The sequence below is a fragment of the Flavobacterium lacus genome, from assembly GCF_003268815.1.
Classification (GTDB): Bacteria; Bacteroidota; Bacteroidia; order Flavobacteriales; family Flavobacteriaceae; genus Flavobacterium; species Flavobacterium lacus.
The window spans coordinates 120,291-134,282 of the sequence record NZ_QLSV01000008.1 but is presented as its reverse complement, the minus strand read 5'-3'; the positions used below and the strand labels follow the sequence as shown (position 1 = coordinate 134,282).

At 37.7% G+C, this 13,992-nt stretch carries 14 protein-coding genes and 1 pseudogene; 1 reads left to right on the top strand and 14 read right to left on the bottom strand.

Annotated features, from left to right (window positions below; genetic code table 11):
* Positions 1–356 precede the first annotated feature (356 nt).
* The 4 genes from B0I10_RS09580 to B0I10_RS15675 are packed head-to-tail and all read right to left on the bottom strand — an operon-like array spanning position 357 to position 3,091.
* Positions 357–1,022: a response regulator transcription factor gene (locus B0I10_RS09580; RefSeq protein WP_112086284.1), complete on the bottom strand. Its 666-nt coding sequence runs from the start codon at positions 1,020–1,022 to the stop codon at positions 357–359.
* Positions 1,023–1,028: 6 nt separating this feature from the next.
* Positions 1,029–2,672: a tetratricopeptide repeat-containing sensor histidine kinase gene (locus B0I10_RS09575; protein ID WP_112086283.1), complete on the bottom strand. Its 1,644-nt coding sequence runs from the start codon at positions 2,670–2,672 to the stop codon at positions 1,029–1,031.
* A gap of 35 nt (positions 2,673–2,707) precedes the next feature.
* Entirely contained in the window at positions 2,708–2,884 is a 177-nt protein-coding gene (locus tag B0I10_RS15680) for a hypothetical protein (protein ID WP_181456935.1), read from the bottom strand.
* A 42-nt stretch (positions 2,885–2,926) separates the two neighbouring features.
* Positions 2,927–3,091 carry a hypothetical protein gene (locus tag B0I10_RS15675; RefSeq protein WP_181456934.1) on the bottom strand — a complete coding sequence of 55 codons (165 nt, stop codon included), beginning with the start codon at positions 3,089–3,091 and terminating at the stop codon, positions 2,927–2,929.
* 140 nt (positions 3,092–3,231) lie between these two features.
* On the opposite strand from B0I10_RS15675, the gene B0I10_RS09570 reads away from it, so the two are divergent.
* Positions 3,232–4,089, top strand: coding sequence for a hypothetical protein (locus B0I10_RS09570; protein WP_146740334.1), 858 nt, complete (start codon positions 3,232–3,234; stop codon positions 4,087–4,089).
* A 73-nt stretch (positions 4,090–4,162) separates the two neighbouring features.
* Here the strand turns inward: B0I10_RS09570 and B0I10_RS09565 are convergent, their stop codons facing one another.
* The 10 genes and pseudogenes from B0I10_RS09565 to B0I10_RS09525 all read right to left on the bottom strand — a co-directional run.
* Entirely contained in the window at positions 4,163–6,373 is a 2,211-nt protein-coding gene (locus B0I10_RS09565) for a multicopper oxidase domain-containing protein (RefSeq protein WP_112086281.1), read from the bottom strand.
* A gap of 9 nt (positions 6,374–6,382) precedes the next feature.
* Positions 6,383–8,911 carry a heavy metal translocating P-type ATPase gene (locus B0I10_RS09560; protein WP_112086280.1) on the bottom strand — a complete coding sequence of 843 codons (2,529 nt, stop codon included), beginning with the start codon at positions 8,909–8,911 and terminating at the stop codon, positions 6,383–6,385.
* A 77-nt stretch (positions 8,912–8,988) separates the two neighbouring features.
* Positions 8,989–9,273 (bottom strand): annotated as a pseudogene (locus tag B0I10_RS09555) (helix-turn-helix domain-containing protein); the annotation flags it as partial.
* On the bottom strand, positions 9,269–9,394 hold the full coding sequence (locus B0I10_RS15840; RefSeq protein ID WP_262510650.1) for a hypothetical protein: 126 nt from the start codon (positions 9,392–9,394) through the stop codon (positions 9,269–9,271). The gene B0I10_RS15840 and the pseudogene B0I10_RS09555, both read right to left, overlap by 5 nt.
* Entirely contained in the window at positions 9,391–10,203 is an 813-nt protein-coding gene (locus B0I10_RS09550; RefSeq protein WP_112086278.1) for a hypothetical protein, read from the bottom strand. The genes B0I10_RS15840 and B0I10_RS09550 overlap by 4 nt, the downstream gene beginning before the upstream one ends.
* Positions 10,203–10,691 carry a heavy-metal-associated domain-containing protein gene (locus B0I10_RS09545; protein ID WP_112086277.1) on the bottom strand — a complete coding sequence of 163 codons (489 nt, stop codon included), beginning with the start codon at positions 10,689–10,691 and terminating at the stop codon, positions 10,203–10,205. Before B0I10_RS09545 ends, B0I10_RS09550 begins: the two co-directional genes overlap by 1 nt.
* A 3-nt stretch (positions 10,692–10,694) precedes the next feature.
* Positions 10,695–11,165, bottom strand: a complete 471-nt coding sequence (locus B0I10_RS09540) for a TlpA family protein disulfide reductase (RefSeq protein ID WP_112086276.1) — start codon at positions 11,163–11,165, stop codon at positions 10,695–10,697.
* Positions 11,166–11,170: 5 nt separating this feature from the next.
* The gene (locus B0I10_RS09535; protein WP_112086275.1) at positions 11,171–12,067 is read right to left on the bottom strand and encodes a DUF3347 domain-containing protein; all 897 of its coding nucleotides are present in this window, start codon (positions 12,065–12,067) and stop codon (positions 11,171–11,173) included.
* A 178-nt stretch (positions 12,068–12,245) separates the two neighbouring features.
* On the bottom strand, positions 12,246–12,680 hold the full coding sequence (locus B0I10_RS09530) for a hypothetical protein (RefSeq protein WP_112086274.1): 435 nt from the start codon (positions 12,678–12,680) through the stop codon (positions 12,246–12,248).
* A gap of 213 nt (positions 12,681–12,893) precedes the next feature.
* Positions 12,894–13,992 (bottom strand): T9SS type B sorting domain-containing protein (locus B0I10_RS09525; RefSeq protein ID WP_146740333.1); only part of this gene is annotated, 1,099 nt, incomplete at its 5' end.

Below are 13,992 nucleotides of genomic sequence, written 5' to 3'. Positions count from 1 at the left end.
GTTTAAAAGAAAATGTTCTCCGAACAAATTAGTTTAAATCAGTGAATAGTAGGGGAGACGAGATGCAGAAATGACTACTAAATTAGGTAGATGTAAATCTGTTTTTGTATCTGTCATCGCGAAAGGGAGTGTTCAATAAACTGTGTCATTTCATTTTATTCTATCACTAAAATACGCATTTAAATCATTTTGAATAGCAGACCAGTGAAAATCTACGTTTAGCTTTGGCTAATCCCCTAAATCCGTGTTCCAATAGAAGTTAGTTTTCAGTCTCAGTCTCAGTTTTCAATCTCCGCCGCAGTCAGTTTTCTGACAGCAGACAACAGATAACAAATAACCGACAACCGACAACAGAATCAAATTATCCCCAAATCCTTCGCAATCGCCACCAAATGAACCGGATTATTGGCTTTAAATAGAATTTTTAGTTTTCCTAATCGTTTTTCAATGGTGCTTTTACTACTTGGCTTAATGCCTTTTTCTTTAAACACGTTTTCCATTTCCTCTTGGGTGATACCGTAAGAAAGGTGCTTTAGGAGGTGGATGTCAAATTCATCAATTTGTGAACCGGTTTTGTTTTGCAAAACGTGATTTACTTCCGGTGAAATATAGGTTTTGTTTTGTGCTACCGTTTTGATGGCTGTTTTAAGTTGGTATAAGCTTTCTCGTCCTTTGAGCACAAAAGCATCTACGTGTAGTTTTTCAAACAATGATTTGATGCGGTAACTTTTATCTTCCACTGAATAGACAACGACTTTCAGGTTGGGTTGAATTTGCTTAATGGCATCAATTAATGCTTCACCCGATTGAAGTTTCTCCTTTTTTCCTTCGTCTTTAAACGAAAGATCGGAAATGAGCAAATCATACGGTTCGTTTTCCAGCAAAGCTCTGCGAACTTTAAGCAACGCTTCGTCGCAATATTTTTCGTGGTCAATGGTGGAGATGTTCAATTCTGTGGCCACATGTTGTACCGCCAAGTTGATGGAATCTAAGTCTTCAGCGATTAAAATTTTTTGAAACATACTGTTTTACATTGGAATGTTTATAATTGCTTTGCATCCTTTTTGATAGGATGGGTCAAAAATAAGTGTTCCTTTGATAGCCCGAATACGGTTTTCCGCATTCTGCAATCCTGACTTGCGATTTTGTGTGTTTTGAAGGCCAATTCCGTTGTCGGTAAACGTTACAATCAACTGCTTATTTTGCTCGTTAAAGTCAATGACCACAAGGGTTGCCTTGCTATGCTTTTTGGTGTTGATGAGCAATTCCTGCACAACACGAAATAAGGCAATTTTTTTTTCAGAACTTACTTTTTGCCAGTTCATTTCTTTACTCAATTTTCGAATGACGCTCATTGATGGATTAGAATAATTGTCCAATAATCGATATAAATCGGGGCCAAAATTTGCATCGGTTCTAATTTCACTGTTTTCTTTTGAAATATCGCGGGTTCGATGATAAATGAGTTCTAAATTATCCAGTAAAAGATCTTTCGTGTTTTTATTTTCAAGGTTTTGAGTTTGAGCAAATGTCATTGTATTAAACACGTCGTTGGCCAGTTCGTCGTGAATCTTCTTCGAGATTCTGGTTTCGGTTTGGTAGGTAGATTGCTGTAATTTTCGCTTATTTTTTGCACGATATAATTTATACAACAAAAAAGCGATGGCAATTATCAAAGCAATAATTACTAAAAGAATTTCTTTTTGATTTTTGTATTTGATGACTTCCTGCGTCGCTTTGGTCGAATCGTATTTGATGCCGGCAAACTTGTTTTTGGCACTGTTTCGCACCCGATTCAAACTGTCATTTAAGTTAATATATTTTTGATAATAGTGCTTGGCTTCCAAAGGATTGCTGAATTCGGTCAACCATTTTAGTGCTTCCAATTGATCATCGGGACTATCGGCTTTTCGCGAAACAACAAATGCTTCAGTAGCATATTTTTTTGCCTTTTCTTGGTTTACGTTTTGATAATATTCAGCTAAATGCATTGCTGAGGCAATTTTGCCAATATAATCATTTAGACTGTCGCGAATGAGCCAAGCGTTTTCTAAATTCTCAATCGATTTTTGGTTTTTTAGATGAAATTGCGTGTAGCCTAAATTATCCTGAACACGAGCAAATTCATGTGGGTTTTGAAGTAGTGAAGTATCTTTTAATAATGGATTAAAAAGTTGATAAGCCTTTAGAAATTCTTTTTCTTCTAAGTAAATTAACCCTATATTATTTTGAATAATGGCTTTTTCAAATGGGCTATTACTTAAATCGGCTGCTTTTTTATAATAGAATAAAGCCGTTTGCAGATTGTTTTGTTTATGATAGGATACTGCCAAAAGATTGTAAAAATGGAGTAAATAGGTTGTTTCTTTGTACGTAGAAAGTGTTTCCGTAATTGTTTCTTCGCAACCAAAGTAATCACCAATATTTTGCTGAATCAAAGCAATTTTTAATTGGGCATACGCATAACGATCATCGTGGTTTTCTGTAAACAGTTTCGCTTTATTATAATAGAAGTAAGCACTGTCAAACAGGTATAGTTGTTCAAAATTACCCGCTTTTTCATTAAATGTTGAAAATTTTTCATACTCATTTTTATTTTCTTTTTTTTCACACGAACTAAACAGCAGCAAGTATAAAAAAACGATCGGGAAATGAAGTGATTTTCTTTTCATTTCCCGAAGGTATTAAAATTAATTTCAAACTCCAATTATGTTCCTATACCGTGTTTAGGCGGTGGTGGCGGTGGCGGTGGCGGAAAACCGTGTTGACCACCGGTATCATCTGCCACAACAGTTGAAGTTTGCTCTGCTACGTCGTCTGCCGAACAAGAGGTAAAAAAACCAATTGCTGAACAAAATATCGAAATAAAAAGTATTTTTTTCATGATTTTAATAAGTAAGATTGCACATAGATTTTGCTGTTCGGTTTATAAAAACCAAAGGAGCGTTCGGATTAATTCCGATTTAAAAGAATGAGTACTCAATAAAACACCGGGAAGTAAAGTGTGCTTAAACAGAGCCGTCGTGGTATACTTCCCTGCTACAATTTCAGTTCTGTTTAGCAACACTTTTTTTGAATCTGTTTTGTACATTTGTTCTAATTGCAGGTTAGAACAGGAACAAATTCTGAAGCAAAGGAATGTGGTTTTTGTGGGGATGCTGATAGGAAATTCCGATGATTCCGATAATTCCGAAGAATTCCGAATCGTGCTTAAAATCAATTTATTTTTTTATGAATACTATTACTTTTAAAGATTATAAGCAGGCAATAAAAAAGCATTACAGTATTGCTCAAGCAAATGATGTAAGTGGAATTTTAGCCCATCCGTCCCCAGCTCAATTGCGGACATTGACGCTTATTATTTTAGATAAAGGGGTGAGCAAAAGAGAGGAAGAATCGTTGCGTATTTTTTTTGAAGCCAAGGAGGGAGAAGATTTAAAACGAGCAATTCAACGGTTTTCAATAGATAAATTTAAAAGCATCATTTCTTTTTTAAAGGGAGAAAAGGATACAGAAAATGCAATGCGAGTAGAAATTGCCGCACTACTTATTGGTTTTAAAGACAGGCCTTATACTGAATTTTCAAAAACAGGATTTAAAGAATCCCAAAATGAAGGTGTTAACGTGATTTTATTTACGCCGCCGGGTATTCCATCAGAAAATAAAACGCAAGAGAAGAAAAGTAATTTCTTTTTATGGATAGAAAAAAATAAACTGATTACCATTTTTATGCTAATTGCACTTGTACTATTTGGGTTTTCCTTTTGGCAGTTTGTCTTTACGGAAAAGCAATGTATGCAATGGCAAAATGATCATTATGAGGTGGTGGATTGTATAAATTCAGCTACAAGTTCTTCGGGAAATGATATTATTGCCTTGAACAAATCATTATTAACTTTTAGAAAAGTAGAAGTAGTTGATACCACTATTTTTTTTAGTAAGCAGGGCAAACCACTTTATTGGTATTGTAAAGTGAATGGAAAACCGGATTTTTTTAATGAACTTGGCGATGGAAGACATCCTGAAACAGGTAAAAGTCTCAATCCAATTACACATTATATTATTGACAAATATGTGTTAAAGAAGTAGCACGGATTTTGAGTTTGCAAATTGAGAGGATAACTTCAGCAGGAATATAATCTCCTCTTTAACGCCACTATATTTAGTAGTTCACCGTTACCCCAACGCCAAAACCCATATCACTGTCATAATGTGTTCTAAAACCAACATTTTTTCCGGCAATATAATGCAAGCCAAGCATGTATTCCGTATCGGTATTAACCATAAATGCGGCTCTGAATCGTTTTGATACCGGAATATCTTCTCTTCGTAACTGCATTCTAACGATGCCGTCATGATAAACTTCCGCTTGTAAAATAACTAGTAAGGGCAAGGTGTAGGCAACACCCAAACTGACTTGTGCTCGGTTGTTTTTGGTGTTTTTTTGTCCAAAGAGGTTTTTCTCCACTTCGTTGTGTCCTAATTTTCGGTACCGCCAATCAAAGCCTACAAACGGCATTAACCATTGCATTTTGCCAATATACCTCCCAATGTGGGTTTCACTTTCATAACCATGGTCATCGTGATACCCCAATCGCCACTCGGTGCCAAAACTCCATCGCGTGTTTTGAAGCATGGCCTTACCGTCATTGCCGTTGGTGGCAAAGTCATTTTGGATCATAAAATGCAGTTCATTGCTTTCGTTTTGTAGTTTTTTATAAGCCCAAGCTTTATTGGGTAACAAGGGATTGGGAGCTTGGTCTTCTGTACTGAACACCCTGTTCATTCCCGCCATCATGTGGTACAGGATGTGACAGTGAAAAAACCAATCGCCTTCTAAGTTGGCATTAAATTCAATGACATTGGTTTCCATAGGCATAATGTCGAGTACGTTTTTTAAGGGAGCATAATCGCCTTGTCCGTTGATGACTCTAAAATCATGACCGTGTAAATGCATGGGATGACGCATCATCGAATTATTGTAAAGCGTAATGCGAACGTTCTCCCCTTTTTTTATGAGGATTTTATCCGATTCTGCCAACACTTTATTATCCATACTCCACACGTAACGGTTCATGTTTCCGGTGAGTTCAAATCGAAATTCTCTCACATTGGCTTGTTCCGGCAAATTGGTTTTGGTGGGCGACTTTAACATGGCATAGTTTAAAGTGACAATATCCGAAGTGGTTGTCCCGTGATTGGAATGATCGGAATGTTCACTAGTCATTGGTTTTTTATTACCTGTAATTTCAGGATACATAACCGTGTTCATGTCCATTTGTTGCAGACTCATGTTCATACCCATATCATGCATGTCGCCGTTCATTTTCATCATGTCATTCATCATTTTCATGCCTTCAAAATAGTTTAATTTGGGTAGGGGACTAGTTAATTGCTTAATCCCGGACCCTAAATAAACGGAAGCCGATTTGGTGCGGTCTTCTGCGGTTGCTAAAAATTCAAAGGCCGTGTTTTCTGCCGGAAGGGTAACAACAACATCATAGGTTTCGGAAACTCCAATAAGCAATCGGTCAACCACTACGGGTTCCACATCATTCCCGTCATTGGCCACTACGGTTAGTTTTCCCCCGGCATAGGTCAACCAAAAATAGGAGGAAGCCCCAGCATTTGAAATGCGTAATCGGACGCGGTCGCCTCCTTTGAATGAGGAAAATTGACTTTCGTTTGTTCCATTGATTAAAAACCGATCATAATAAATATCACTGACATCCATGGCCAACATCCGTTTCCATTCATTGGTCAATTTTGTTTTGAAATGACCTTGTCGAATGGCTTCGGCATAACTTTGGGTGGTTCCTTTTTTAATGGCAAACCAATCGGATGCATTGTGCAACATGCGGTGAACATTTTCAGGTTTGTAATCGGTCCATTCGCTTAAAATCAACGGAATGGTGGGTAAATCGTCAATACCTTTTCTGAACGTGGGATCGTTTTCTTTTTTCAGTAACACCATCGATCCATACATGCCTATTTGTTCCTGCAACCCACTGTGACTGTGGTACCAATGCGTGCCGCTTTGAATGATTGGAAAACGGTAAACATGAGTGGTGTTGGGTTCAATTGGCATTTGTGTTAGAAACGGTACACCGTCTTCTTTGTTGGGTAAATAGATGCCGTGCCAATGTAAAGAGGTGCTTTCCTTGAGTTGGTTATGCACATGAATTTCCGCACTATCACCTTCTGTAAAAATCAATGTGGGCATTGGGATTTGTCCGTTTACGGCAATTGCTCTTTTTTCCTTGCCGGTAAAGTTGACAAGCGTGTCTTTTACATACAAATCATAGCGGACTACATTTTGAGTATAAGCGAATCCAGTGATGAGCAATAAACAGATGGCTAAATTATATTTCATATTTCTTTTTTAAATTTTTAAACTTCTAAGCCTTAGGGCATTGGCAATTACAGATACAGAACTAAAACTCATAGCCAAAGCTGCTATCATTGGAGAGAGTAGAATACCAAAGTAGGGATACAAAACACCGGCAGCAATTGGAACACCTAAAACATTGTAGAAAAAGGCAAAGAATAAATTCTGTTTGATGTTTTTCATAACGCCATGACTTAAGTTTTTGGCTTTTATAATACCTTGTAAGTCACCTTTTATCAGTGTAATTTTTGCACTTTCGATGGCTACATCTGTTCCTGTACCCATGGCAATTCCAACATCAGCCTGAGCCAATGCCGGAGCATCATTGATACCATCACCAGCCATAGCTACAATTTTTCCTTGGGCTTGTAATCTTTTTATTTCATTCAATTTATCTTCAGGCAAGCAACTTGCTTTAAAGGCGGTTAAATGCAATGCATCAGCAACAGCTTTGGCTGTGTTTTCATTATCACCCGTGAGCATAATAACTTCCACACCTTGTTGCAGGAGTTCTTGAATGGCTTGCTTACTTGATGCTTTGATTGCATCAGTAATGGTGATAAACCCAGCAATTGACTCATTTATAGCAATGTAAGAAACCGTTTTTCCCAATTTTTGTTCCGCTGTAATTTTGTTTTCTAAATCGTCTGAAACAATGGCATTGACTTGTTCCATTAGTTTTTTATTCCCCAATGCTATTTTTTTGTGGGCAACGGTTCCAGTAACACCTTTACCCGTGTTATTTTCAAAATCAGCCACTTGCAGCAGTGCAATAGATTTTGATTGGGCATAATTTACCACCGCGTTTGCTAAAGGATGTTCGCTGTATTGATTTAACGAAGCAATGAGTTGAAGTAAATCTTCTTCATCATTTTCTAAGGCAACAATTTTTTCAACTGAGGGTTTTCCTTCTGTGATTGTTCCGGTTTTATCCGTCAGTAGAACATTCACTTTATTCATATTCTCTAAGGCTTCTGCATTTTTTATCAAAACGCCGGCTTGTGCTCCTTTACCCACGCCAACCATAACCGACATGGGTGTGGCTAATCCCAAGGCACAAGGACAGGCAATGATTAAAACGGCGATGGCATTGATGAAGGCATAAACTAAAGCCGGTTCAGGTCCAAAAGTGGCCCAAATGATAAAAGTGATTATAGAAACCAGCACTACAATCGGTACAAAGTAGGTTGCCATGCTATCAGCCAGTCTTTGAATCGGAGCTCTGGAACGGGAGGCATCGTTTACCATTTGAACAATCTGCGAAAGTAGTGTTTCTGAACCTACCTTTTCTGCTATCATTACGAATGAGCTGTTTCCGTTGATTGTTCCTGCAATCACCGCATCATGCTGTTTTTTATCCACTGGTATCGGTTCACCGGTAATCATAGCTTCGTCAATGCTACTTTCGCCTTCAGTGATCTTACCGTCAACAGGTATTTTTTCTCCCGGTTTTACACGTAAGTAATCTCCTTTTTTGATGTCGTGTATGGGAATCGTTTTATCGACACCTTCGCTAATTAAAGTTGCTTCCGTAGGAGCTAATTTTAATAATTCTTTGATTGCTCCACTGGTTTGACTGTGTGCTTTTGCCTCTAGTAATTGTCCCAACAAAACCAAGGTTAAAATAACGGTTGTGGCTTCAAAATACAAATGTATGGTTCCCTGATCAGTTTTAAATTCACTTGGAAACAGATCCGGAAAAAACAAACCCATCAAACTAAAAAGAAATGCGGCTCCGGTTCCGATTCCAATGAGGGTAAACATATTTAAATTCCAGGTAACAATCGATTTCCATGCCCTAACAAAAAAGACCCAACAGGTATAAAACACAACCGGTAAAGAGAGTAATAATTGCACCCAGTTCCATTTTTGGGCATCCATAAGGTGCATTAAGGGATTGGTAGGTAACATGTCACTCATCGCAATAATGAAAATAGGCACAGTAAATAGTGTGGAGATTTTCATTTTTCGCAACAAATCAGCATACGTTTTTTGTTCTTCATTATCGCTCGGTTCTTTCAAAACTAAATCCATTCCACAAATAGGACAGGAACCGGGTTTGTTTTGAACGATTTCCGGATGCATAGGACAGGTATAGGCTGTTGTAGGGGTTGTTAATGATGTTTCTTTGACCAAATGCATGCCACAAACCGGACAGTCTCCGGGTTTGTTATAGCTTTTGTCTCCCTCACAATGCATGGGGCAATAATAGCGTCCTTTCGGAATTGTGATGGCTTCTTTTTCACTTGACTTATGGTGCGAACAACACGATGTTGAAGTTGAATCATTTGAGAGTGTTGGAATTGACTTGTTTGGGGTGTCTTCATTTAGAGTGTAGTTTCCAACTTTCATTAAAGCTTCTTGTAACTGTTTTGTAGCAATATGATTTTTCATCGTCACTTTGGCTACTGGAGGGTCTAACGAAACAATAGCTTCTATTCCTTCAATCGTATTCAATGTTTTTTCGACCTTGGAGCGACAACCGTCGCAAGTCATACCGGTAATGTGATAGTTGTGTGTCATTTTGTTCTATTTAAAGTACAAATTTCCGAAGCTCCCTCTTTTTATCGTTGCATAATTTTGGGTTTGATTTGTAAAATTTATAACTCTTCTATTTGTTTCCTTTTGATGGTTTTTAAATTTTTAAAGTAGGTAGGTGGAAAACCTGTAACTTTTTTAAATTGATGGCTCAAATGGGAGACACTGATGTAATCTAAAGAATCAGCTATTTCGCTCAAGGTAAGTTCATCGTACATAAGTAATTCTTTGACTTTTTCAATATTTTGATTGATGAAGTACTTTTCTATCTTTGTCTTTTCAACTGCTGAGAACAAATTATTTAAGGTGTTGTAATCCTGATTCATTTGGTTGGGTAAAAAATCAGACTATTTCTTGTTCAAAAGAAGCAGCCGGGCTGGGTGAGGTGGTTTTGATTTGAATTTTATCTTGTGCAATCAGTTGGGCTGCACTAAAGAACAATGCGATAACTAGTGATAGGTGTTTCATTTGGATACGTTAAAAAAGGTATATTCTAAATTTAAATAAATGCCGCTTGGTGCCGTTCGCAACATCGAACTTATTAATTCACGACGGTAGGCCACATCAATACGGGCTTGACTGTTTATAATAAATTGAACCGCAGGTACCACATCCAAATAGGATTTTCCATTTGTGTTTATCGTTTGTCCTACAAATTCTACCATCAAATTGATGTTGGTTTGTTTGTAACTCGTATAAACTTTGGGGTACATTAACTTCCCGAAAGACAAAGTGTAATTAGTAGCATTGTTACCAAATTCAGAAGGAAAAGGATAATCCGGTTGGTTGTCCAACGCTTTTTCATAACTAATGGAAGTACTGATGGCCAATTTTTTAATGAGTTTTGTTGCTACAAAACCCATTTCATATCCCGTGTTATGTCCCATCACTTCAATTTGCTCCTGATGGATGTCGGCTCGGTTAAAGCTGTAACGACCATATGCGGCAAGTCTGAAATGACTGTTGATGTCGTCAGTAGAAAAAAATCGGTATTTAGCATAAACATTACCGCCTTCAGCATATAAGGCATTACTGCGGTCGCTTATAAAAGCCGTTGCACGAAGCATTAAGTTTTTGTTCATCCCCCAAGTTACCTCCGGCATGAGGTGGTAATTGTAGCCGTTTTCAAAAGCTTCTTCAAATAATTGATTACTCATTCGAACACTTAATGAACCGGCAGGGACATTACTAGCAGGATCGGTAACCACGAAAAGTTCCTGTGCTTGAAGGTGTAGGGTGATCGTAAAGAGTACACCAAGTAGTAAGATCTTCTGCATTATTTTTCTAATTTGTAATGAAACAACTCCGAATTCAAACTGGTATAGGAAGTATTTTTAGCATACTTTTTTTCCAATTTTTTGAATTCCTTTTGGGTGACATACCCTTTGTCTAAAATCCTAATTTTAACCTCTTTTGAATCGGTTGCTGCTTGATTTTCCAACGGAATGAAGCGAGTGGCATTTGAATTTAGATAAGCACTATCCAGTGTTACCACCATAGTTCCAATAAAGAAACCAGCCTTTTCTACATTTTCTTTAAACGTTTTTGGAGTTAGGGTGCTGTTGGGTTTCAAATACACAACAAACGTGTTGGTGTTCAAATCAGTGGTAACATTTTCAACCTCTGAAAGGCTTTTTAACTGTTTGTTGATGGCATTTGAACACATCGAACAGGTGAGACCAGTTGCTTGTATTTCAATTTTAGAAATTTGAGCCATGGATACTTGACTCATTAAAAACAGCAGTATATAAATTGAGTATTTCATTTTTTAGTTTTTTAAAATTTTTTTAATTTGATCTTCTGTAGGGTCAATGGCAATAAGCGTTCCTTCCGGATTAAAAAGAAAGGAGGAAGGGAGTTGTTCTACACCAAATTGAATAGCGGTGGGAGCATCAAATCCTTTGGCATCAATTACTTGGGTATAGTTGATTTGATCTTTAACAATTGCTTTTTTCCACAGTTCGGGTTTTACATCAAGGGAAAGGCCTATAATTTCAAATTGGTCACGCGGGGTAGCGGTATATAATTTAACCAGTTTTTTATTGGCTACGCGACACGGCCCACACCAAGCAGCCCAAAAGTCGATTAAAACATATTTTCCCTTGAATGAAGTCAGCATAAATGCGTCGTTGTCTTGGGTGTTTAAAATAACTTCGGGTAGTTGATCACCTATTTTTAATTGAGCTTGCACATTGATGGAAGCACAAAACAGTAGTAGAATGAAAACAACTTTTTTCATCTTTTTTACTTGGTAATGGTTTTTATAATACTTCCACAACGCATCATTTTTGAACCGTAATAAGGGTTTTCAATGGTTTTTTCTTTACTCAACCAATGAGCACCCTTACCGTCGTTGGCCATGGGGCAAAATTGATAATAGGTAGGTGTTTCGTTAGTAGTAACGTTAACCAATTCAAGCATGCTTTTGGATAGCACATCCAATTGAGCACGTTGCGTTTCAATCGCTTTTGTGTTCGATATCTTTTTAGCAGAAGTCGTTAATGGGTTCATTACTTTCATCCAAACGGTGTGTTCTTTTTCGGTTAGCGTACCCATGTCAACGTTTTGAATTGCGGTCAACAGTTCTTTTGCTTTGGCAGCCGTAGCAACTCCATCGGTTTGAACCATCGCATTTTTTATAGCAAAATAGGCTGTTAGAACAGCCGGCAATTGGGGTTTGCTTTGTCCATCCTCTTTGTCGGATTGTGCGGTACTGTGGTGATGGTGAACTTCTTCAACCTCAACCTCCTGTTGCATAGTAACTTCGACTGTTTCTTCAACTTGTAGTGCAGGTGTTTTAGCCTCACGATCATACTGACAACAGCCGTGTAGGTTTTCATATACGTTATCAGGAGCTAAGAATTGTTCGTTATCATAACCGGCTAAGGCAATGCGTTTTAAAATAGCAGCTTGATTTGTTTTCTTTGGGTCATACGTTATACAGGCTATTTTAGTAGCTTCATCCCAAACAACGGTAGCCTCTTTTTGTACCGTTCCTGCTTTTTCAATATTTTTTTTACACATACCACAATTTCCATATACTTTAACGTTTTCCGTTACAGCATTTTTTACTTGGGCGTGCAATGTTCCGGATAGTAGCATACCTATAACTACAACCGACTGTATAAGTGATTTTTTCATTTTGAAATGGATTGTTATTAAGGTATTTGACCTTAACAAATGAATAGATTTTTAGAAGCAGCAGTGCTTTTTAAATGTGCTACTTGGTGTAGAAATAAAAAATAAGGACTGCTTAATTTTTAAGAATAATAGCAAAGCCGTATGAATTTGACACACGTAGGGCTATCAAAAATACTGATTAGCTTATTTTGGGAATCAGCCAAATGGAAGTAAATCCGTCTGAAAGCGACGGAATTTGATAAAGAAAATGACCTTTTTTAAAGGTAGGAAAATTTGTTATGGTATAGTCATAACCAGTATAAAACACCAAACTAACCGGAGTGACGGAACAAGTTGCTGCACAATTACAACCCGCATGGTTGCATGTGCCATCGCAGCCTTTTTCAGTATCCGAAGTACAACATGATTTGTCAGTATCTTCCGTATCTGACCCACAACAAGCGTCTTTTTTATCGCTTTCAGTTTTGCTCGAACAACAGGTGTCTTTCTTTTCAACAACATTTTTGCTGGAACAACACGACTTCGTTTGCTCTTTTTTACCGGATGCCCATGCCTGATTAGACACCAAAAGGAGTCCAAACAAAACAAGAGCTATGAGGTATTTTTTATGCATAGGTAAAAACAAAAATAACACTATTATAAGTTTAGCGTTACAATAATTTGTTAAAATTCAATAATGCTTATTTGAAGCATCCCAATACGTTCCTTTTATTTCAGATCAAATTAGTACAATAGTACTGCAAACAGTGCCACAGACTCAACCGATCAAAAACACGTTGGTTTTCCTGTAAATGAAATTTAATAAACTGAAAATTGCCAACGACTACTACCTCTTCAAACTAAAATGAGCTTTAAATTCTTTTTCAAATCCCCCCTGGTTGGTGTAAAGTAATGTAAACCAATAATCACTCGAAGGCATTTTTGCTCCGTTATAAGTTCCGTCCCAACCATTTCCGCCGGAAGCTTTGAGTGTTTTTAGCAATTTTCCATACCGATCAAAAATATAAATAATTGATCCGGGCTGGTTTTCCAATCCGCTAATGTTCCAAGAATCATTAAAACCGTCGCCATTGGGCGTAAAAAAGGGTGGGTATTTTAACGCATAAACGGTTAAAACTAAATCGCCACAACCATTTTTGTCGCGAACAATAATAGTGTTTTCTCCTTGTAGTACATTGGTGAAATAGTTACTGCTTTGACTCGGGCCATCATTTAAAATGTATTCATACTCACCCGATCCGCCCGTTACAGTTACTGTAATTACTTGATTTTGATTAAAATCTTCACCCACTGTGGCACTTCCAATTGCAACAGAGGAAGCAGAAACCGTTCCGGTAGAGGTACCCGAACAACCCGTTGTGTTGTGCGTCGCGGTTACAGTATAAATACCTGTTTCTGTGGCTAAATGATTGTTTTGTGTGGTTGGTAAAACGTCGCCATCTACTGTCCAAACAAAAGTATAATCGTTATTCGAGAGTCCGCTAACCAATAGCACAGGAGCTGCCACCTCACCGGTCAAGTTATCCACACAAACAAAACTCTCAATGAGGTTGGGTGCAGGAAGATTAATTACTTCAATTGTTTCTGAAACTCTGGTGTCACAACTTCCTTGAATAAAATAGTTAATAGTTGTTATTCCGCTTGCAACGGCTGTTATAGTTCCATTACTATCTACTGTGGCAATTGTAGTGTTGTTACTAGACCAAGTTCCTCCGGTTATTGACGGTGTCCATTGTGTTGATTGACCTATGCAAAGTAAATCTGTCCCAGTAATTGAGGCAGTAACAGTACTTATTGTGACAACCAACGTAATTGGTGAAGCACATTCGTTCGCATTAGGTGTAAAAATGTAATTGCCGTTTGTGGTGTTGTTAATGGTTTCCGGACTCCACGTTCCAATAATCCCATTGGGCGAAGTGGTGTTT

Excerpts from the sequence above, each read along its gene's own strand:
- B0I10_RS09580 (WP_112086284.1), bottom strand. The coding sequence starts at position 1,022 with ATGTTTCAAAAAATTTTAATCGCTGAAGACTTAGATTCCATCAACTTG.
- B0I10_RS09575 (WP_112086283.1), bottom strand. The coding sequence starts at position 2,672 with ATGAAAAGAAAATCACTTCATTTCCCGATCGTTTTTTTATACTTGCTG.
- B0I10_RS15680 (WP_181456935.1), bottom strand. The coding sequence starts at position 2,884 with ATGAAAAAAATACTTTTTATTTCGATATTTTGTTCAGCAATTGGTTTT.
- B0I10_RS15675 (WP_181456934.1), bottom strand. The coding sequence starts at position 3,091 with ATGTACAAAACAGATTCAAAAAAAGTGTTGCTAAACAGAACTGAAATT.
- B0I10_RS09570 (WP_146740334.1), top strand. The coding sequence starts at position 3,232 with ATGAATACTATTACTTTTAAAGATTATAAGCAGGCAATAAAAAAGCAT.
- B0I10_RS09565 (WP_112086281.1), bottom strand. The coding sequence starts at position 6,373 with ATGAAATATAATTTAGCCATCTGTTTATTGCTCATCACTGGATTCGCT.
- B0I10_RS09560 (WP_112086280.1), bottom strand. The coding sequence starts at position 8,911 with ATGACACACAACTATCACATTACCGGTATGACTTGCGACGGTTGTCGC.
- B0I10_RS15840 (WP_262510650.1), bottom strand. The coding sequence starts at position 9,394 with ATGAAACACCTATCACTAGTTATCGCATTGTTCTTTAGTGCAGCCCAA.
- B0I10_RS09550 (WP_112086278.1), bottom strand. The coding sequence starts at position 10,203 with ATGCAGAAGATCTTACTACTTGGTGTACTCTTTACGATCACCCTACAC.
- B0I10_RS09545 (WP_112086277.1), bottom strand. The coding sequence starts at position 10,691 with ATGAAATACTCAATTTATATACTGCTGTTTTTAATGAGTCAAGTATCC.
- B0I10_RS09540 (WP_112086276.1), bottom strand. The coding sequence starts at position 11,165 with ATGAAAAAAGTTGTTTTCATTCTACTACTGTTTTGTGCTTCCATCAAT.
- B0I10_RS09535 (WP_112086275.1), bottom strand. The coding sequence starts at position 12,067 with ATGAAAAAATCACTTATACAGTCGGTTGTAGTTATAGGTATGCTACTA.
- B0I10_RS09530 (WP_112086274.1), bottom strand. The coding sequence starts at position 12,680 with ATGCATAAAAAATACCTCATAGCTCTTGTTTTGTTTGGACTCCTTTTG.